General features: G+C 43.3%; 24 protein-coding genes. 5 read left to right on the top strand and 19 right to left on the bottom strand.

Annotated elements, in window-relative coordinates; translation table 11 throughout:
* Nucleotides 1-4: 4 nt before the first annotated feature.
* The 5 genes from ftsL to CW370_RS03420 form a co-directional block, all read right to left on the bottom strand.
* Nucleotides 5-358: a cell division protein FtsL gene (gene ftsL / locus CW370_RS03440; protein ID WP_003232200.1), complete on the bottom strand. Its 354-nt coding sequence runs from the start codon at nt 356-358 to the stop codon at nt 5-7.
* A gap of 39 nt (nt 359-397) precedes the next feature.
* Nucleotides 398-1,333, bottom strand: a complete 936-nt coding sequence (gene rsmH, locus CW370_RS03435) for a 16S rRNA (cytosine(1402)-N(4))-methyltransferase RsmH (protein WP_015715844.1) — start codon at nt 1,331-1,333, stop codon at nt 398-400.
* Between the two features lie 69 nt (nt 1,334-1,402).
* On the bottom strand, nt 1,403-1,834 hold the full coding sequence (gene mraZ / locus CW370_RS03430; RefSeq protein WP_003221402.1) for a division/cell wall cluster transcriptional repressor MraZ: 432 nt from the start codon (nt 1,832-1,834) through the stop codon (nt 1,403-1,405).
* 125 nt (nt 1,835-1,959) lie between these two features.
* Nucleotides 1,960-3,579 (bottom strand): bacillithiol biosynthesis cysteine-adding enzyme BshC, encoded by a 1,620-nt coding sequence (gene bshC / locus CW370_RS03425; protein WP_024572255.1) that lies wholly within the window; start codon nt 3,577-3,579, stop codon nt 1,960-1,962.
* A 70-nt stretch (nt 3,580-3,649) separates the two neighbouring features.
* Nucleotides 3,650-4,546: a 2-dehydropantoate 2-reductase gene (locus tag CW370_RS03420; protein WP_024572256.1), complete on the bottom strand. Its 897-nt coding sequence runs from the start codon at nt 4,544-4,546 to the stop codon at nt 3,650-3,652.
* Nucleotides 4,547-4,705: 159 nt separating this feature from the next.
* Between CW370_RS03420 and CW370_RS03415 the strand changes: the two genes are divergently transcribed.
* Complete coding sequence (locus CW370_RS03415) at nt 4,706-5,188, top strand: N-acetyltransferase (RefSeq protein ID WP_003244940.1); 483 nt, start codon at nt 4,706-4,708, stop codon at nt 5,186-5,188.
* Nucleotides 5,189-5,244: 56 nt separating this feature from the next.
* On the opposite strand, the gene gerR is transcribed toward CW370_RS03415, so the two are convergent.
* From gerR to CW370_RS03400, 3 genes are all read right to left on the bottom strand, one after another.
* Nucleotides 5,245-5,826 (bottom strand): sporulation specific transcriptional regulator GerR, encoded by a 582-nt coding sequence (gerR, locus tag CW370_RS03410; RefSeq protein WP_014479720.1) that lies wholly within the window; start codon nt 5,824-5,826, stop codon nt 5,245-5,247.
* A gap of 145 nt (nt 5,827-5,971) precedes the next feature.
* Nucleotides 5,972-6,151 carry a 50S ribosomal protein L32 gene (gene rpmF / locus CW370_RS03405; protein ID WP_003154457.1) on the bottom strand — a complete coding sequence of 60 codons (180 nt, stop codon included), beginning with the start codon at nt 6,149-6,151 and terminating at the stop codon, nt 5,972-5,974.
* A gap of 21 nt (nt 6,152-6,172) precedes the next feature.
* Nucleotides 6,173-6,691, bottom strand: coding sequence for a YceD family protein (locus CW370_RS03400; protein WP_014479718.1), 519 nt, complete (start codon nt 6,689-6,691; stop codon nt 6,173-6,175).
* 27 nt (nt 6,692-6,718) lie between these two features.
* Here CW370_RS03400 and CW370_RS03395 point away from each other — a divergent pair, with 27 nt between their 5' ends.
* Complete coding sequence (locus CW370_RS03395; RefSeq protein WP_003232215.1) at nt 6,719-6,904, top strand: hypothetical protein; 186 nt, start codon at nt 6,719-6,721, stop codon at nt 6,902-6,904.
* Nucleotides 6,901-8,148 (top strand): nucleotidyltransferase, encoded by a 1,248-nt coding sequence (locus CW370_RS03390; RefSeq protein ID WP_024572257.1) that lies wholly within the window; start codon nt 6,901-6,903, stop codon nt 8,146-8,148. The genes CW370_RS03395 and CW370_RS03390 overlap by 4 nt, the downstream gene beginning before the upstream one ends.
* A 16-nt stretch (nt 8,149-8,164) precedes the next feature.
* On the opposite strand, the gene ddcP is transcribed toward CW370_RS03390, so the two are convergent.
* Nucleotides 8,165-9,190 (bottom strand): protease DdcP, encoded by a 1,026-nt coding sequence (gene ddcP, locus CW370_RS03385; RefSeq protein WP_014476730.1) that lies wholly within the window; start codon nt 9,188-9,190, stop codon nt 8,165-8,167.
* Nucleotide 9,191: 1 nt separating this feature from the next.
* Complete coding sequence (locus CW370_RS03380) at nt 9,192-9,974, bottom strand: patatin family protein (RefSeq protein WP_003232221.1); 783 nt, start codon at nt 9,972-9,974, stop codon at nt 9,192-9,194.
* 180 nt (nt 9,975-10,154) lie between these two features.
* Between CW370_RS03380 and spoVV the strand changes: the two genes are divergently transcribed.
* The gene (gene spoVV / locus CW370_RS03375; protein WP_015252149.1) at nt 10,155-11,381 is read left to right on the top strand and encodes a dipicolinic acid transporter SpoVV; all 1,227 of its coding nucleotides are present in this window, start codon (nt 10,155-10,157) and stop codon (nt 11,379-11,381) included.
* Nucleotides 11,382-11,391: 10 nt separating this feature from the next.
* Here spoVV and coaD read toward each other — a convergent pair whose 3' ends face one another.
* The 8 genes from coaD to CW370_RS03335 form a co-directional block, all read right to left on the bottom strand.
* Nucleotides 11,392-11,877 carry a pantetheine-phosphate adenylyltransferase gene (gene coaD, locus CW370_RS03370; RefSeq protein ID WP_003245283.1) on the bottom strand — a complete coding sequence of 162 codons (486 nt, stop codon included), beginning with the start codon at nt 11,875-11,877 and terminating at the stop codon, nt 11,392-11,394.
* A gap of 4 nt (nt 11,878-11,881) precedes the next feature.
* Nucleotides 11,882-12,436 (bottom strand): 16S rRNA (guanine(966)-N(2))-methyltransferase RsmD, encoded by a 555-nt coding sequence (rsmD, locus tag CW370_RS03365; protein ID WP_024573210.1) that lies wholly within the window; start codon nt 12,434-12,436, stop codon nt 11,882-11,884.
* A gap of 322 nt (nt 12,437-12,758) precedes the next feature.
* Nucleotides 12,759-13,031, bottom strand: a complete 273-nt coding sequence (locus CW370_RS03360; protein ID WP_024573211.1) for a YlbG family protein — start codon at nt 13,029-13,031, stop codon at nt 12,759-12,761.
* Nucleotides 13,032-13,085: 54 nt separating this feature from the next.
* The gene (gene ricF / locus CW370_RS03355) at nt 13,086-13,535 is read right to left on the bottom strand and encodes a regulatory iron-sulfur-containing complex subunit RicF (protein WP_003221370.1); all 450 of its coding nucleotides are present in this window, start codon (nt 13,533-13,535) and stop codon (nt 13,086-13,088) included.
* A 115-nt stretch (nt 13,536-13,650) separates the two neighbouring features.
* On the bottom strand, nt 13,651-13,890 hold the full coding sequence (locus tag CW370_RS03350) for a YlbE-like family protein (protein WP_003232231.1): 240 nt from the start codon (nt 13,888-13,890) through the stop codon (nt 13,651-13,653).
* A 15-nt stretch (nt 13,891-13,905) separates the two neighbouring features.
* Entirely contained in the window at nt 13,906-14,304 is a 399-nt protein-coding gene (locus tag CW370_RS03345; RefSeq protein WP_024573212.1) for a YlbD family protein, read from the bottom strand.
* 231 nt (nt 14,305-14,535) lie between these two features.
* The gene (locus tag CW370_RS03340) at nt 14,536-15,576 is read right to left on the bottom strand and encodes a CAP domain-containing protein (protein WP_024573213.1); all 1,041 of its coding nucleotides are present in this window, start codon (nt 15,574-15,576) and stop codon (nt 14,536-14,538) included.
* Between the two features lie 83 nt (nt 15,577-15,659).
* A complete protein-coding gene (locus tag CW370_RS03335; protein ID WP_003221362.1) occupies nt 15,660-16,106 on the bottom strand; it encodes a CBS domain-containing protein in 447 nt (148 codons plus the stop codon).
* A 139-nt stretch (nt 16,107-16,245) separates the two neighbouring features.
* Between CW370_RS03335 and CW370_RS03330 the strand changes: the two genes are divergently transcribed.
* Nucleotides 16,246-16,608, top strand: a complete 363-nt coding sequence (locus CW370_RS03330) for a YugN family protein (protein ID WP_003232238.1) — start codon at nt 16,246-16,248, stop codon at nt 16,606-16,608.
* 31 nt (nt 16,609-16,639) lie between these two features.
* Here CW370_RS03330 and ctaG read toward each other — a convergent pair whose 3' ends face one another.
* Nucleotides 16,640-17,533, bottom strand: a complete 894-nt coding sequence (gene ctaG, locus CW370_RS03325) for a cytochrome c oxidase assembly factor CtaG (protein ID WP_024573214.1) — start codon at nt 17,531-17,533, stop codon at nt 16,640-16,642.
* Nucleotides 17,534-17,555 lie beyond the last annotated feature (22 nt).

Raw genomic sequence — 17,555 nt, 5'->3', positions numbered from 1 at the left:
TGAATCATTCCTGTATGTTTTTCACTTTTTTATCTTTTAAATTCAAGCCGTTCTTTTTCGCAATGTCCATAATGCGCTGCGGTTTGCTTAAATCAGCAACGCTTTTTTCGAGGTCACCAATTTGCTTATTTTCGGATGAAATTTGCTCCTCAAGCTTTTGCACCTCAATATTGGTTTGATATGCCGCATACGCCTTCGATACGATCAAAAGCGATACGCTGAGCACCGCCGCAGCAAAGAGGACAAGAAGCACTTTTTCTCCGAGAGTAATGGAAGCCCTTTTCTTGACAATCACTTTTTTCTCAGGACTGATCGCATGCCGCTGCTGTTTCTCTGGTTGGTAAGCTAAATTGCTCATAGGCTGATGACCTCCTTTTAATTTTGCGTTCGCGTTTCGTTATTTTCTTTTTTCAGCAATCCGAAGCTTGGCAGAACGAGCCCGGTTGTTCTCTTCAAGCTCTTCTTGAGATGCCGTAATCGGTTTTCGTGTGATGAGCTTCAGCTCCGGTTCAAACTCTTCCGGTATAACAGGAAGTCCCGGAGGAAGTTCCGGAAGCGACGACTTTTCTTTAAAAGTGGTTTTGCAAATTCTGTCTTCTAGCGAGTGGAAGGTAATGACTGATACCCTGCCCCCTGGCTTCAGAACCTCAATTGCCTGCTCCAAAGCTTCTTCAAACACCCTAAGTTCATCGTTTACGGCAATTCTGATTGCCTGAAACACGCGTTTAGCGGGATGTCCGCCGCTCCTTCTCGCTGGAGCGGGAATCGCGTCTTTTATTAGATCGACCAGTTGGCCCGTAGTTTGAATAGGAGACTTCATTCTTGCCTCCTCAATTTTTCTGGCGATCTGTTTACTGAACTTCTCTTCTCCGTATTTAAAGAAAATACGGACGAGATCCTCATAGCGCCACTCATTAACGACTTCTTTCGCCGTAAGCGTAGCCGACTGGTCCATCCTCATGTCCAACGGTGCGTCATGATGGTAACTGAATCCGCGCTCCGGTGTATCCAGCTGCGGAGAGGACACCCCTAAATCAAATAAAATACCGTCTACTTCTGTAATGCCTTGTTCATTCAAACATTCTTTTAAATACCTGAAATTGCTTTTAATCAGAATGAGCTGTCCTTTATAGTCGGACAACACTTCTTTAGCATGCTGTAATGCCGTATCATCTTGGTCAAAAGCGATTAAACGCCCCTTCTCGGATAACTGCTGCAATAAGTATGTACTGTGCCCAGCTCCGCCGAGTGTGCAGTCTACATATGTACCGTCCGGCTTAATATTGAGTCCGTCTACGGTTTCACGAAGAAGTACTGTCTTGTGTTGAAACATATTGTGTTGGTCCCACCTTTTATCAGGATGAATTGAAATTGTTTTTAGAGTGTTATACACGAAGAATCATTATATATCAAACCCAATCATGTTTTCAGCAATTTCAGCAAATGAATCTTCTTGCTCTTCTGTGTATTGTTCCCAAATTACTTTACTCCACAATTCAATTCGATTAGAAACCCCGATAACAACACATTCTTTTTCCAGTTTGGCGTAATTCAATAGAGATGATGCGATATTTACCCTGCCTTGCTTGTCCAGTTCGCATTCAGTCGCCCCTGAAAAGAAGAAACGGGTAAACGCGCGGGCATCTTTCTTTGTGAGAGGAAGAGCTTTTAGTTTTTCTTCAATTTGTTTCCATTCGTGCATAGGGTAGCCGAAGAGACATTGGTCAAGTCCTCTAGTCAGCACAAATTGCTCACCCAGGCCTTCTCTGAATTTAGCGGGTACGATCATGCGGCCTTTCGCATCGATGGTATGCTGATATTCACCCATAAACATGATCTCTTGCCCCACTTTCTCTCCTTAACTCACCACTATTCACCACTTCGCTCCACAACTTCATTTTACACTGTTTACCCATAAAAAAAAACCCTGAACTATTCAGGGTTCTTTAAAACTTTATTTCAAAGTTTGACAACTTGATGTTGATTTTGAAAAGAAAATGGCAGATTCTTGAATGTCGTGAAGAATTTTGGACCGTACCTGTTCAAATAATACATAATATTCCAAATCCGTTCCTGCGGCGCAAGAAGCGGCTTAATGCTATTTTGAATTCTTTCATAATCCTTCAAAACGTAGCCTTCTTTTTCTTCAATTCGCTTCGTCACCGTGCGCTCTAAGAATTGAAGCTGATCCTGAATAAAAGCGGCATTTTTCAGGAGTAAAGGTTCCATGCTTTGATCAACCTTTAACGCCTCCTGCCGGACCGTTTTGTGAATCGCTTCAATTTGGCTTTTCGCCTGATCCATCACCGCCGTAAACTCTTCCGGAATCTGGCGCTCGAAGTATGTCTCTCTTTGATTCTCCGTTCCGCGCTCAATCGCGTCTTGTAACGAGATATTCCGTTCAGCCAGTTTTTTCTCAATATGCCGCTCAAGTATCGTAATGTTCAGCCTTGGCATGACAGGAGGCATTTTGAAGCCCATCACCGCAAAAGCCTGTTTGAGCTCGCCCCAATAATTGATTTCTCCAGGCCCTGCAATAAATGCTAAAGTCGGAATGAGAAATTCCTGCATTAACGGTCTCGTTACAACATTGTTGCTGAAACGCTCTGGATGTTCTTCCATATGTGTATGAAGTTCATCCATCGTCCATCCTAGATCAAGCTCTTTGATGACAAATCGGCCGTTATCTTTTTCAATTAAAAAACGCTCATCTTCGTATTCATAAAACAGATTCGCCTGCTCTTTTCCGGACTCGATAATCGGTTTGTAGCCTGCTTGACGCATGAAGGCCTGCTGATCTGATACAGCGCGGGCGAGTTCATCATTTTCTCGAAGAATCTTTTGGAACATGGCCGTTTCCAGCTTTTTAATCCCCGGATCTCCAGAATTTAATAAAACTAAGCCCTCTTCTTGGAACAAATCCGCGATCAGCAGTTCAAAGAAGTCAGTAAACGTAACAGATTCCCTTAAACATCGTTTCACATTGTCGAGAAGTGTATTCGTATGGTCTGTTTCTTCAAAAGCAGCAAAAACATCATCTATCCACGCGGCACACTTTTCCTGATCAAGCGATGTACTCGCTGCTGATGATTTCTTCCAATAAGACTGAGACAGCTTTTTTTTCACAGGCCCATTCTCTTCAGATGTGTGAACAAAATTAATCTCATCCAAATCGTGGTCTTCTCCAGCCACCCAGAAGATTGGTATGACAGGCACCTGCAGTTCCTTTTCTTGTTGCTTTGCTAAAACAATGATTGAAATGATTTTATGTATGGTGTAAAGCGGTCCTGTTAAAAGTCCTGCCTGCTGTCCGCCGACTACAGCGGCACTTGACGGGTCCTTCAGCTTCTCAATAGCAGACTGCATCGCACTTGAACCGAATTTATTATGGTAAGAGGTTAAGTACGCCGCCAATTCCTCTCTTGCGAAAAACCGGGAAGATAAGTCTTCCAGTCTTTCGCGCCACATGTCCTTATGATGAATACTGTAATCAAAAAAAGAAGACATTTCTTCTTTGCCATCTATATAGTGCTGTACAAACACATTCTGATTTTTGATGGAAAGTTCAGTTAGCTGCATCTTCTAGAACTTCCTTTCTCCAATAAATAGTTAGTGATCCGAAATGAGTATAGCATGTTACCGAAAAAGCTCAAAAGACTTTGTTTGTATTTCGCTCCAATGCTTTGATGCTGCCATATAAAAACTCTAGGTGGACGGCATCAAGACCTTGAAGACTTGCTTCCTTCAATAAGTATCCGATAATGGCGTCAGCTTCCGTCTGCCGGCCTCCAATGACGTCAACCAGCATTGATGAACGATTCTCTTTCGTTTGCCCACAAACCGCCTGAACCCGCTCCCAAGCCTTTTCTTCATTTTCAAGTTTTAAAATGCGGCATGCCTCCTGAAATACCAGCTTCATAAAAGCCAGATAAGCTGGCGTTGTCAGCAGTTCTCCATTTTTCACCTGCAATAACGCAGTTAAAGGATTAATACACGCATTTACAATCAGCTTGCCCGTCAACAGACGGTACCAATCCGTCTCATAATAAATCGGAAAATCCGAATGGTTATGCTGAAACAAGATGTTCAGCCGGTCTGGCTCAGCATCGTCGAACGCGCTCCATTTTATCGCACCTAGGCCTGTATGATCAACAGCTGTATCCGATTTTCTTACAGCTCCGTGCTCAACGATTCCAACATAAATGGAATGGCCAACGTGCCATTCTTTTAGGTCGTGGATATGCCCCATGCCGTTTTGCAAAAATAATATATTCGTCTTATCGATCCGTTCAAGCGACGAAAAAACAGATTGAAGCTGATGCTGCTTCACTGTCACGACAAGCAGGTCAAAGTCCGAATTGATACTCGTGTCCGCACTGCAATCAGCCCTAAATTCCTCCCCGCCTTTATAAAGCCGGATTCCTTCAGACTGAATGGCCGCAGCCTGTTCTTGCCGCCTCGTCACAACAGTCACGTCGTGATAAAGTGACAAATAATAGGCGCATAAAAGACCGACGGAGCCTCCGCCGATAATTCCAATTTTCATGATGTCACACCCAATTTAGCATTTACGTATTATCATAGCAGAAGTAAGAAGAAATTACTTCTCAAAGATCCCATGTGCTTAAAATTAAAGTTTAAATATTTGGATTTTTTAAATAAAGCGTTTACAATATATGTAGAAACACCAAAGGGGGAGATTTGTTTGACAAAGGTAGAACGTCTGCTTATCAACTATAAAACGCTGGAAGAATTCAAGAAATTCAAAGAATACGGCATTCAGGAGCTTTCAATGCTTGAAGAACTTCAGGATAATATTATTGAAAATGACAGCACCTCGCCTTTTTACGGGATTTATTTTGGCGATAAACTTGTAGCACGAATGAGTCTGTATCAAGTTAACGGCAAATCGAATCCCTATTTTGACAACCGCCAGGATTATTTGGAGCTGTGGAAGCTTGAGGTTCTTCCGGGCTACCAGAACAGGGGATACGGGAGAGCCTTGGTTGAATTTGCAAAATCATTCAAAATGCCGATCCGGACAAATCCGAGAATGAAATCAGCGGAATTTTGGAACAAAATGAACTTTAAAACTGTTAAGTATGATATGGCGCGGGACAAAGGGGAAAACCCGCTCATCTGGCATCCTGATATGGATCGCGAAATGACACCGGGAGAGTCTGCATAGAAATAAAAACAACCGGCCTATTCTTACTATAGGGCCGGTTCATTTCAGGCGTTTCTTTATGTTTCTTGAGCCGTTTTTTTCATTCTTCCGTCTTCCTTCGAAACAACCATTTTTCTGGCCCGATCCATGATATCGATCAGTGCCTTGTAATCCTCTTCTGTCATCTCTAGCTGATTCCGCAATGTCTGATTTTCACTCCGCAAATCCTCAAGCTCTTTTTGCAGCGATTGGATTTGCTCCTTCAATTTTTCCCTTTCAAGCTGAAATTCTTGTGCAGACGGTGCTTCTTTGAATTGTTCGAGAAATTGAATGACATCCTGAATGGACAAATCTCGTTTTCCTTCTGACGATGCCGAGGCAGTCTGCTTCATGGAATTCGGCATATTGACCGAATGAACGCCGATTTGCTTTCTCAGTTCTTTCCTTTGCTTTTTTGCAAGCTCTATACCTGACTGGTATTGTTTTCTCACATACGAGTTCCACCTGAACCCACAGGCTGCCGCGGTTCTGGTCAGCGCCCTTCCAACCTCCTCAAAGGCTGAAAGCTGTGTTCCTCCCTCTCGAATATGACGAAGCACCACTTCTGCCAGCAGCAAATCCTCATCCTGAGTCCAAGCATCTTGTCTTGTAATGGTCAAATTCAATCTCCCTCCATGTCAGCTTATTTATCTCATACATATGCCGGTAATAGATTAGATAGACTATTTGCACTCACAAATTTTCCGCAAGCTGACAGGAAGAGAAAAAGAAAAAGCGCAGGGCTTTCACCCTGCGCTTTTCTCATTAGTTACTTTTTACATTTATGTCTTTGCCGTTGTATGATCCGCATGCTTTGCATACACGGTGAGACAACTTCATCTCTCCGCATGACGGACATTCTGTCATACCAGGTACATTAAGTTTGAAATGTGTACGGCGCAATCTTTTCTTCATTTTAGAAGTTCTTCTAAAAGGTACAGCCATTATTCCCACCTCCTTAAAGAGTTAAGATTCATCATCTTGTTTTAAGAGCTTTTCAAGGGCTGCAAGTCTCGGATCAACTTGATTCTTCTTGTCTTCTTCCGAAATAACTTGCCAATCCTTTCCTTCTTGAGGAGCAGCTCCTTTTTCTTGTTCAGATTCACAAAAGATTTGCATAGGGATTTCTAAAAGAATTTCTTCTTTCACGATCGGAGTTAAGTCGATAGTATCGTCCTCAACAATGTGAACGTCATCATCTTCTATATCATCCGTGTGATGAAATATAAACAGTTCTTTTGTTGAAATTTCAAATGGATACGGGACATCAACGAGTGTTCTTGAGCATGGCAAAATCATTTCGCCTGAAATTGTAAAATCAAACGAAACCTGTTTGGATTTGATATCCGCTCTGCCCTTCACCCGGACGGGAGAAATGCGGCGAATGTCAGAATTCAGCTTTGTCAGCTCATTTAACTCAACTGTTTCATCAAACTCAAAACTTTGTTTTGGCATTTGATGCAGCTGATAAATCGTCCATTTCATTTGTATCACCTCAGGAAAGCAACAAACATGATTATAGCTTTTAAGATTGTTTTTGTCAATATTTTTTCTTTACAGCATAATGCTGCCATTGAAGTATCGTTGACAGCGGAATATGCTATGCATACACTTAAAACAAAAATAAGGCGTAAGAGTTTTCATTTGCAAATGTACCATACGTTTTTAAACATAGCAAGAAAGGCGGAAAAAATATGAAAGCTGTCGGATTGGTGGTTGAATATAATCCCTTTCATAACGGTCACCTTTATCATGCCCAAACAGCAAAGCGGCAAACCGGATGTGACACGGCTGTGGCGGTCATGAGCGGGCATTTTTTACAGCGCGGGGAACCCGCTGTTGTATCAAAATGGGCCCGAACAAAAATGGCGCTGCAAAGCGGAGTTGATCTTGTCATTGAGCTGCCTTATCTTTATGCCGTGCAAAAAGCAGACATTTTTGCACGCGGCAGTGTTTCAATCCTGAACGAACTTGAATGTGAGGCGCTGTTTTTCGGGAGTGAAAATGGGGATATCAAGCCTTTTTTAGAAACAGCACAGCTTATTGATGAGCATAAACATATATTGAATGACCGAATTAAAGAAGAACTTAAAAAGGGGGCCAGTTACCCAGCAGCGGCGGCTAGCGCCTTCAGCTCCATTTTGCATACTGAAAGTGCACTTGACTTGTCAAAACCAAATAACATTTTGGGATACCAGTATGTGACCTCGATTCTAACCGGGGGATATCCTATGAAACCTTATACTACGGCACGCATCTCTTCGGACTATCATGATGCCGATCTCCCTGAAGGCGAAAACCATATCGCAAGCGCCACAAGCATCAGAAAAGCAATGACTGGCCAGAATCTCGAAGCCTGCTTTCGTTTTCTCCCTGCTGCATCTGCACGTGAATTAGCAGCTTACCGCAAATCTTTCGGATTGTGGCATACACCTGAGAGCTACTTTTCTTACTTAAAATACAGCCTTTCAACTGTAACAGCACAGGAATTACAACAAGTATACGAGGTGGAGGAAGGTTTAGAGCACAGAATTCTTCGTTCGATCAGAAAATCCAGCTCCTATCAGGAATTTATGGAGCTGCTGAAAACAAAACGCTATACGTGGACAAGGCTCCAGCGGATGAATACACACATTTTAACCAGAACAAAAAAACTGGATATGCAAAAGCTGCTTGACAACGATAAGGTGCCGTATATCAGGCTTCTCGGCATGACGAAAAAAGGACAGGCTTATTTATCCGAAAAGAAAAAAGCACTGTCTGTTCCGCTTGTCAGCAAACTGTCCTCTTTCTCCCATCCAGCTCTCGATCTGGACGTAAAAGCAAGCAGGATTTACAGCCTGCCGATAGAAGAGCCGCTGAGAACTGAGTTTGACCTGAAGGAATACGGACATGCACCGATTCGATATGACGAAGATGAACAACACTTTTTAAATGTATAGAAAAAGCACCTGAGAATCAGGTGCTTTTCGCTTTCAGCTTATTCAAATAATCAATCGCATCCTGCATGGTATCTACAGGCACAATCTTCATATCTGAATCAATATCTTTTGCTGTTTTTACTGCGTTCTTATAATCGGAATTGCTGGCGCCGTTTTGATTTGGCGCGAAGAAAATGTCTTTTCCGGCTTTGTCTGCGGCGACGACTTTTTGATCAATGCCGCCGATCGGGCCTACTTTTCCATCAACATCAATGGTACCTGTTCCCGCAATATCGTAGCCTTTTGTTTCGTCTGGTTTTGTCAGCTGATTATAAATTTCAAGGGACATCATTAACCCTGCTGACGGGCCGCCAATATTTTCGATTTCAAAATCAATATCAGGCTCTACCTTCACGTTTCTGTCTGTATAAAGCGAAACTCCGATTCCTGCCCGATCCGGCTCATCAGGAAATTGTTTTAACGTAAGGGTGACACGCTTTTCTTTTTCTTCTCTTTCGATCTTTAACGTGACTTTATCTCCCGCTTTTTTGCTGCTGATATAATCAATCAGCTTTTCAGCAGACTGATAGTTTTTGCCGTCTGCGCTGATGATTTTATCACCGACTTCTATTTTCCCTTTTGCCGGCATGTTTTCTACAACTGAGCTTGCGTATATGCCGTTAAAGGAATAGCTGACTTTTTTTCCTGCCTTTTGATAGGCGGCTATAACCGCATTTTCTTGCGAGCTTTTCATCATTTGGAGCTGTCTTTTCATATACTCCTTATCTGACTCGCCTTCCTCCTTAATGCTCTCATCAGGAACAATTTCATAATAAGGGTGCATCTTTGCCCACACATATGTAAACGGATTAGCCGGTCCCACTTTAACAGTCATTAAGGACAGGCTTCCTTTTTCCGGGTAGCCTCCCTCCACTTTTATCAATGAAGCAAGCTCTGTCGCTTCTCCCGGTTTTGTAATATAGTATGGAAGTTTTATAAATGATAAAACGGCGATCAGTATGAGGATGACGAGCATCCAGCTAAAATGTTTTTTACGTAGCAAATTATGAGCCCTCCCAATTCTCTATTTCTTTTCTTATCTTGCTGATCATTCGGTTTGTCGCCTCTTCGCCTGCCGATATCATTTCTTCAATATTGGCAAACGAGCTTGAGCTGTATGTTTCAAGGGAAGGGCGAATCATGATATCTGCGGCAATTGTTTGATGCCGCACTAATTCATTTTGCAGTATATCCATACTTTGCATAATCACATCAAAAATATGCACTGCTGTTTCAGTTTTTCGAACCCTGGAAACATCCGAAGCGATGATAATATCAGCTCCCATGTCTTTCACAACAGAAACCGGAATTCGATCGACGACCGCGCCGTCTACAAGAAGGCGTCCGTCCAGCCGCTGCGGAATAAAGATACCCGGGATGCTGATGCTGGCCCTCACTGCATCTGACACTGATCCTTTTCGGAACACAATCTTTTCTCCCGTCTGTAGATCACACGCAACAATGCCCAGCGGGATTTGGAGCTCTTCAATCGGTTTTCCGAATGTATAAGCATGCACAAGCTGTCTGACGCGGTCACCTTTTAAAAAACCGAGCTTCGGCACCGTATAATCAGCATAAAGCCTTCGTTTAAAGGCTTTGGCTACTTTTTTCATCGTTGCCACGTCATGTCCGGCGGCATAAAAACTGCCCACCAAAGCGCCCATGCTGCTTCCTGCAATCATATCCACTTCAATTTGGTGCTTATGTAAACTGGAAAGCACACCGAGATGAGCAAGCCCTCTGGCCCCTCCCGATCCTAACGCTAACCCGATTTTAGGTTTGGCCAAAGCGTTAACCTCCTGCCTGAATTCCCTGTATACCGAATTCTATGGTCTAAACTGAACCCCTATGCTCGTATATTAGTACAAAGAATCAAGAGGACAGGTACTGCTTGGCCGTTTTACATCATACATTATTTTATCATGATATACATGTCATTGGGCATTTTTAGCATCGGGGAGGTAAGAATGAACTTGTCGAAGATTAATACACTTTTGATTGCCTCGTTTTTTCTTTTTTTAACAGCGACTGTCATCTCACATCCACAGGCCTCATTCGAAGCCTCTAAAACCGGGCTGTCTATGTGGTGGGAGGTTGTGTTTCCGTCATTGCTGCCATTTTTTATTCTGTCCGAACTCTTAATCGGCTTTGGCATTGTGCGATTTGTCGGTGTTTTGCTTGAGCCTTTTATGCGGCCGATCTTTCGCGTGCCGGGTGTCGGCGGCTTCGTTCTTGCTATGGGAATGGCATCAGGAAACCCAGCAGGAGCAAAACTCACTGCCCGTCTGCGGCAGGAAAATCAGATTTCAAGAGTAGAGGCAGAACGGCTCGCGTCGTTTACCAATTCTTCAAACCCGCTCTTTATTTTCGGCGCTGTTGCCGTCGGTTTCTTTCAAAACGCGTCACTAGGCATTTTATTAGCTTCTGCACACTATTTGGGGAATCTGGCTGTCGGTTTAACAATGCGTTCCTATGGCCGCAAGGAAGAGCAGCATCTCAGAAGAAAGAAAACGATACCTTTCCCTTCAGTCAAAGATGCTTTACACGCTCTTCATACCGCCAGACTTGCAGAAAAACGGCCCTTGGGCAAAATTTTAGGCGACGCCGTGACGTCTTCTGTTCAAACGCTTCTTATGGTAGGCGGCTTTATTATTTTATTTTCTGTCTTCAATCGGCTGTTGTCAGTGGTCCAGCTGACTGATGTTTTGTCTGTTTTCACAAAAGGAGCACTGACTTTGTTTCAGCTTCCGACTCAATTGGACATTCCGCTTTTATCAGGGATGTTTGAAATTACATTAGGCAGCAAGCTTGTCAGCGAGACAGATGTTTCTCTTCTGCAAAAAGCCATTATCGTCAGCTTTATTCTCGGGTTTAGCGGCTTTTCCGTACAAGCTCAGGTGGCAGGTATTTTATCGGAAACCGACATTAGATTTAAACCATTCTTTATCGCACGTTTGCTGCAGGGCGTTTATGCCGCTGTCTTCGTCATGCTTTTATGGAAACCTCTTTACACGGCATGGCATGATCCGTATCAGTATGTATTTAAATCTCTTAACAGCAGTGACATGCCAACTGCCTTTATAAACGGCTGGAATCTGCTTGTGCAGATCGGACCTGCTGTCACACTATGCGCGCTGTTTACGTACATTATCATTTTTTCTTACAGACTGACAAACGGAACAAAAAAAGGATGAGTCAAAACCCTCATCCTTGTCTGAATTTTTGCTGAAGCGCCAGCTCTACTTCCGGCGGTACAAACTCTGATACCGAGCCGTTGTATCTCGCCACTTCTTTTACGATGCTTGAACTTAGAAACGAATATTGATTGTTTGTCATCATAAAAAACGTCTCAATAGATTCATCAAGCACCCGGTTTACTGATGTCCCCTGCATCTCGTATTCAAAATCGGATACAGCTCTCAAGCCTCTTAAAATCGCTTTCGCATTTTTTCTTTTTGCATAATCAATTAACAGGCCTTGCGATGTTTCAACTGTTATGTTCGGAATGTCTTTTGTCACTTCTCTCAGAAGCTCACACCGTTCTTCCACACTGAACAAAGGCTTTTTTGAAGAATTATTCAGCACACATACATACACTTGTTCAAAAATATGCGCCCCGCGTTTGATGATGTCCAGATGCCCGTAGGTCACCGGATCAAAACTGCCGGGGCAGACAGCTATACTCGCCACCTCACTACCCCCTCTTTTTATAAATCGCCACACCTGTTAACCCATAGGTTTCTTTTCTAGTCATCACAAGATCTCCTACGGTTTCGGGAAGCTCGACCTCTCTGTCATGCTCAGCGACGATAAAGCCGTCTTCTTCCAGCATTTGATATTCGTCAATCATCGTTAAAAGTGCTTTCAGCTTTTGTTCCTTATACGGCGGATCGAGAAAAATGCCGCGAAAGCCGGTTTCTCTTTTAGCAGCAGCGTGCAAAGCACGTTCCGCATCATTGCGGTATACCTGTGCTTGTTTTGTAAGCTCCAGCGTTTTCAAATTAGATTTTACCGTTTGAATCGCTTTAAAATCACGGTCAACGAATATACAATGCTCAAACCCGCGTGAAAGCGCTTCGATTCCAAGACCTCCGCTCCCTGCGAATAAGTCAAGTCCCCTGCCCCCGTCAAAATAAGGGCCGATCATATTGAAAATGGATTCCTTCACTTTGTCGGTTGTCGGTCTTGTTGATGTTCCGGGTACAGCCTTTAGTGAACGGCCTTTTTTTGATCCAGAAATTACTCTCATGTTCCACACCACTTTTTCTAAAAGCTATTTTGTTTCTTTATTCGGCCGGACGCCGCTATGTACATAGAAAAAAATCAATCCTATCTTAACATAAAGCATTCTTCCAAACAATGAACGCTAATCTTGATAAACAGGTGTATAGGCAGCATGATCCTTGTCCATACTATAAGCAACAGCATCTAGAGGATGTTGTTGCCAACCGCGGAGAAGACTTACGTTTCCCCATAAGTTCTTCCTCCGGTTTCTCCTCTCCCTTTGCCTTCTCCTTAACATATTAAGGAATAGAAGGACCCCGCAGATGCCTGCGGGGATTTTTTTATAGCTATATGCCGATTTTATAATCGTATTCTTTTGCCTTATCAAGCTTTGACTCGAATTCCAATTTTAAAAACGGTTTATAAGAAGGCTCCACTTTTTTCACAAATGAGTAAGACGCAATCTTGTCCATTGTTTTTTGAATTTGGTCCATATCACAGTACAGTACGACATATTTTAATCGTTTTGATACATAGTGCACATTCCCGAACTTCCTCAGCATTTTGCTTTGCTTTAGGGAGTGCAGATACACAACCATGCCCTGGCGCCTATTCTCCAATACAATCACCTGCCTGTTTTCTCTTATATGTAAAAGACGAGACGGCCAGTCTCGTCAGGACACTTTACATCCGCAGCTTCCGCCTGAACCGCAGCCGCCTCCGCATGAAGACAAACCGTCAAAATAAGGGTTCCCAGTCGGAACTTTCACATGCTCCGAAACAGCTGTCCCAATCTCGACGCTGACCTCATCAAGAATGGACTGGAGCTCATTTTCAGCTCTCTTGAAGTCAGCCACCTTATCGTTCAGGTCCAGCTCACGTTTGATCTCCCTCATTTTCCGGGATATTTCTCTATAGTCAGGATGATATTTGCCAAAACGCTGTACATCCTCATACTGCTCTTTTATTTTGATAAAAGAACGAATAATCCGACCTGCCTCTTCATCTTCCTGGAGACGCTTGTAACAATTGCGGTAGTTCTCAGCCGTCTCCGACTGCAGAATCATCTCGGCAAGCTGCTGAGCTTCACTTTGAAGCCGCACGGATTCCATCGTCGCATACATAACATGCACCTCCAGTTGTTAGTTTACCATGAAACCAGCCAATTGGAAAATGCTTAACCGCAGCCGCCAACAAAACCTTATGACCGCATGAAAAAAGACCCTTCTTCGGGGCCTTTTAATCTTTTGTCCGCATCGCTTGAAACATTTGCATCATCATTTGCGCCATTTGAATCCCGTTCGTAAACTGATTCACCCGATGCGGAATGGTTTTTTCATAAAAATTCATCATTTCAAGCTGAAAGGAGGACAGATCATCCGGTTTTCTTGAAAGCCTGCGGTACCATATCGGCTGTTCTCTGATGAATCGTTTCCGTTCTTCATTTGCTAAAATATATTCCTGAACCTCTTTGCGCATATGAGCTCCCCTTTTTTAATCCTTTCGAAAAGAAAAAGGATGCTGTCCAGAGCCTGGCTGAGAATGCTTCTGTCCGCTTCCGGAAAATGTATTAAGAAGGCTTTGCAACGATGAGATCGACTGGCTCATTTTATTGATTTGTTCGTTCATTTGATTGACATCCATCTTTTTCACCGCTGTCACCATTTTCGAGACAAAATCATTTTTTTGCGGTGTTTCAGGCAAAGCTTCAGCAGCTTCTTCCGGTTCCCGATACGGATCCCAAATCGGGTCGCTCTCCCCAAAGAGGACCCAATTTTCATATACGTCCTGCCAGCTTCTTTGTTCTTTGCGCACTTCTTTTATCAGCTTGGGATGCTTTTTGACGAATTGTTTAAAGTCATTGATTGAATGATTGGCATGTTGATTCGCCACAATCCTCACCCCCTCCGAAAATCGTTACCTACTACAATGTATCGTTTTGTCGGGCATTGTGTTCGCCTATATTCATTCCCAAATGAATTTTTAGCGATATCCCTATACACTGGTGAAAAAGCCTGACTGAAGGGATGGGAAACGGCCTTATCTGTAAGCTATCAGCACATTCATTCAGACCAGCTTGTTTGGAAATAGAAAAAGCCGGGAACCATTCGTCCGCGGCTTTCATTACCATCGCTTAATAAAATTTTGGGTGTAATATTTCCGGTCTACTCCGACACCAAGATGCGTATAATCTGAATTCAGAAGCGCTTTTCGATGGCCTTCGCTATTCAGCCAGCCTTCTACAGCGGCCGGACCGTCCACATAATTGTATGCGATATTTTCTCCCGCTTGCTGAAAGTCAACATGCCCTTCTTCTAAGCGGTCTTTCAGCGAGCCGTATTTTTTAGAGACATGGGAGAAATAATTATTTTCCTTCATATCCTCACTATGTCCAAACGCCACCTCCGCCGTTGGCTGATCCCATTCAAGCTTCGCAAGTCCATGTTTAACGCGTATGACATTCGTCAAATCAAGAATTTGCTTTTCACTCGTTGCTTGGATCTTTTTCCATTTCTCATCTGAAACGGCTTTCGGTTTAATTAATTCCCCGCGGTACACTACCTCATAAGGTCTTTGCTTTACAAAGGTTTGCGCATCAAACGCCCTAATGCTGGATAGCTTTCCCTCAAATTTGTCCATATACAGCTGGACATACATCTTTCCAACCTTTACAGTCGGTCTTGTATTGATATCCTCTTCAGAAAATTCAAACCGATAGGAATTTCCTTTATACTCTACATTCACAAATGGTGCCACCTGGGTCGTTTTGAATACTTCTCCGGTCGATTCTCCAATTTTGAAAGGCTTGGCGTTAATATCATTACCAGCCGCGAATAATGTGACCACTTTATTGTTTAATACCCCGATTTGGATATATTGGTCCTTACCTTGATTGTATACCCACCAATCGTAATCATAAGCCGAAGGGTCAATACGTTCAGGTTCCCCAAGCTTTTTCGTTACTTCATCGGCGGACTTGCCCATGAAGGACAATAACCCTGAAGTCGGCATATGTATTCGTTTGCCGCTTTGCGCTTCCTCATTCGACACCTGAGGCTCGCTGTCATTTGATTTCTTTTCAGGAACAGATCCATATTGAATAAACAGAACGTAGGTTCCGCAGATGATCAAAAGGATAACCATTGCTCTCAATATATTTTTCAATCTATCACCCCCGTGGCGATTCACAATCTCTTGTTTACATCCCATTACAATACAGCCTATTTAACATGTCAAAGATTTATGTGTTAATGAAAAAAGCCTTCTTCTCTATTATCACCTTCGGAAATATCCGATAAGGCGCTGCCGGCACGTTCATTCGTTTGCTCAGATAAAGAAAGATCACCAAGCGTGACAATTCCAGTCAGTTTTTTATTTTTTGTAACTGGTATCCTTCTGAGCTGATGCGATGCCATCAAATGAAGAACCTCATCGACTGAAGCATCTTCCTCCACACTGACAGGTTTTTCGGTCATCGCGTCAGTGATTTTTTGCGAGTTCGGTTTTTTGATGGCGATTCCTCTTAATACGAGATCGCGGTCGGTTACGATGCCGACCAATGTTTCCCCGTCCTCATCAACTACCGGAATCGCTCCTACATTTGCGTCCTTCATCTTTACTGCAGCTTCATATACATTATCTAATACCGTGCAATATTGCAAGTCGGCTGTCATCAGATCTTTTATTTTTGTCATCCGTTTAACCTCCTTTAGTCTAGTGCTATTGTCGTCAAAATTTAATTTTTGCATACTTTCAAAAGAAGAAGATTCATTGAAAGTTTAACGCTTTCATACTATGATTGTCAGGAAAGGTAATTTTTATAAGGAGGGGTCAGTGTTGAAGTTTACTGAAAGCGGACTTGAAGGGGTTAAGGCTGAGCTCAGTTGGCTAGACGACTTAATGGAAAGCAAAGGTCTCATCAGAGCGGGTCAATGGGATTACGAGAGAGTCACCTATGACAAGAAGTTTTCGACGATTGAGGGTACGTTTTACCTGCGGATACAAGGTATTGCGGCAGAAGGCGATGTCGGAAGCGGGCGCGCCGTGATTCAATTAATGTCCCCTCTCCTAGGAAAGCATTACTACCCGCACGGAGTAGAATATGGAGAAACGGAAGAGTTTCCCGTACAGGTTGTAACAAAAAGCAAGGCACTGATTCAGGACATAGCCAACATGTTAAAAACAGTTCAAATGTAACGAAAAGGTACAGCATATTCTGCTGTACCTTTTATGATATCGTCTGCTGAATATACGGCGGCTCCTCCTGCCCGTCCTTTTCCCTTTCTTTCTTCACCCATTGGAAAAAAATAATGGCCAAAAAAGTACCGTACACAATTTCCTGAATGATTTTCATCATGACGGCTCCGAGCTGCTGATCCTCTAACAAAGGCAGTGTATTCAACATCTCTGGCCCTGTTAATGGGACCTGCCCCATCATATCCGCTGGCACGCAAAGCCTCATTGCCTCAGCCCATACAGCCGGATCTGTATAGGTAGCGTATAACGGTGCACCGCTGAACATGATCAAGGCGCAAGCAGGTGTGAGCAGCATACCGTCCGCCATAATATAACCCAGCTTCATCAAGCCGCTGAGCTGCCGTAGACGCTCAACCTTATGAACAAGCGGCCACCACATGAAGAACGAAAGCACAAAGATAAGCCAAGTGATTAATGTATGGTAAAACGGATCCGTTTTGACAGTATCAAATATAAGCGGTACATGATATAAAGAAAAAATGCCGTTAAACAAAAGCAAAGCAATTAAAGGCGTCGAAAAAAAGGAAAAAACCGGTTTGATTGAAGGCCTGAAAATGATTTTTTCCCAGAGCCATGCAGGAATTCCCGCGATCAAAAGCGGCGGGACAACCAAATACAAGACGGCCATCTGCACCATATGCGCGCTGAACATAATATGTCCGAGCAGATCAACCGGGCTTCCCTCGGCTGCATATAAAAACAGCATCGCCGACAGAAAGCACACCATCTCTTTACCAGTTATTCGATTCGGCTTTGAAGACATTCGCCTGTAAAAATAGAGATAAAGCGCCGTAATGCCTAACAGGATACAAAAAAGATAAGGGCTCCACATGGCGCGAAACCCGAATATCTCCAACTGATTCATTTCTTCACCTCCGGCGGCTGTT

Origin of the sequence: Bacillus sp. SN32, assembly GCF_002837495.1 — a bacterium.
GTDB classification, from domain to species: domain Bacteria; phylum Bacillota; class Bacilli; order Bacillales; family Bacillaceae; genus Bacillus; species Bacillus subtilis.
Note: the sequence above shows the minus strand (reverse complement) of the source record. Positions and strands in the feature narration are given on the sequence as shown.

Bases quoted from the DNA above. Each gene is read 5' to 3' on its own strand.
- mraZ (WP_003221402.1), bottom strand. From the start codon at position 1,834: ATGTTTATGGGTGAATATCAGCATACCATCGATGCGAAAGGCCGCATG.
- ftsL (WP_003232200.1), bottom strand. From the start codon at position 358: ATGAGCAATTTAGCTTACCAACCAGAGAAACAGCAGCGGCATGCGATC.
- spoVV (WP_015252149.1), top strand. From the start codon at position 10,155: ATGAACTTGTCGAAGATTAATACACTTTTGATTGCCTCGTTTTTTCTT.
- rsmD (WP_024573210.1), bottom strand. From the start codon at position 12,436: ATGAGAGTAATTTCTGGATCAAAAAAAGGCCGTTCACTAAAGGCTGTA.
- bshC (WP_024572255.1), bottom strand. From the start codon at position 3,579: ATGCAGCTAACTGAACTTTCCATCAAAAATCAGAATGTGTTTGTACAG.
- CW370_RS03400 (WP_014479718.1), bottom strand. From the start codon at position 6,691: ATGAAATGGACGATTTATCAGCTGCATCAAATGCCAAAACAAAGTTTT.
- rpmF (WP_003154457.1), bottom strand. From the start codon at position 6,151: ATGGCTGTACCTTTTAGAAGAACTTCTAAAATGAAGAAAAGATTGCGC.
- CW370_RS03350 (WP_003232231.1), bottom strand. From the start codon at position 13,890: ATGCGCAAAGAGGTTCAGGAATATATTTTAGCAAATGAAGAACGGAAA.
- ricF (WP_003221370.1), bottom strand. From the start codon at position 13,535: ATGTATGCGACGATGGAATCCGTGCGGCTTCAAAGTGAAGCTCAGCAG.
- CW370_RS03390 (WP_024572257.1), top strand. From the start codon at position 6,901: ATGAAAGCTGTCGGATTGGTGGTTGAATATAATCCCTTTCATAACGGT.
- CW370_RS03395 (WP_003232215.1), top strand. From the start codon at position 6,719: ATGATTATAGCTTTTAAGATTGTTTTTGTCAATATTTTTTCTTTACAG.
- CW370_RS03420 (WP_024572256.1), bottom strand. From the start codon at position 4,546: ATGAAAATTGGAATTATCGGCGGAGGCTCCGTCGGTCTTTTATGCGCC.
- CW370_RS03335 (WP_003221362.1), bottom strand. From the start codon at position 16,106: ATGACAAAAATAAAAGATCTGATGACAGCCGACTTGCAATATTGCACG.
- rsmH (WP_015715844.1), bottom strand. From the start codon at position 1,333: ATGTTTCAACACAAGACAGTACTTCTTCGTGAAACCGTAGACGGACTC.
- ctaG (WP_024573214.1), bottom strand. From the start codon at position 17,533: ATGAATCAGTTGGAGATATTCGGGTTTCGCGCCATGTGGAGCCCTTAT.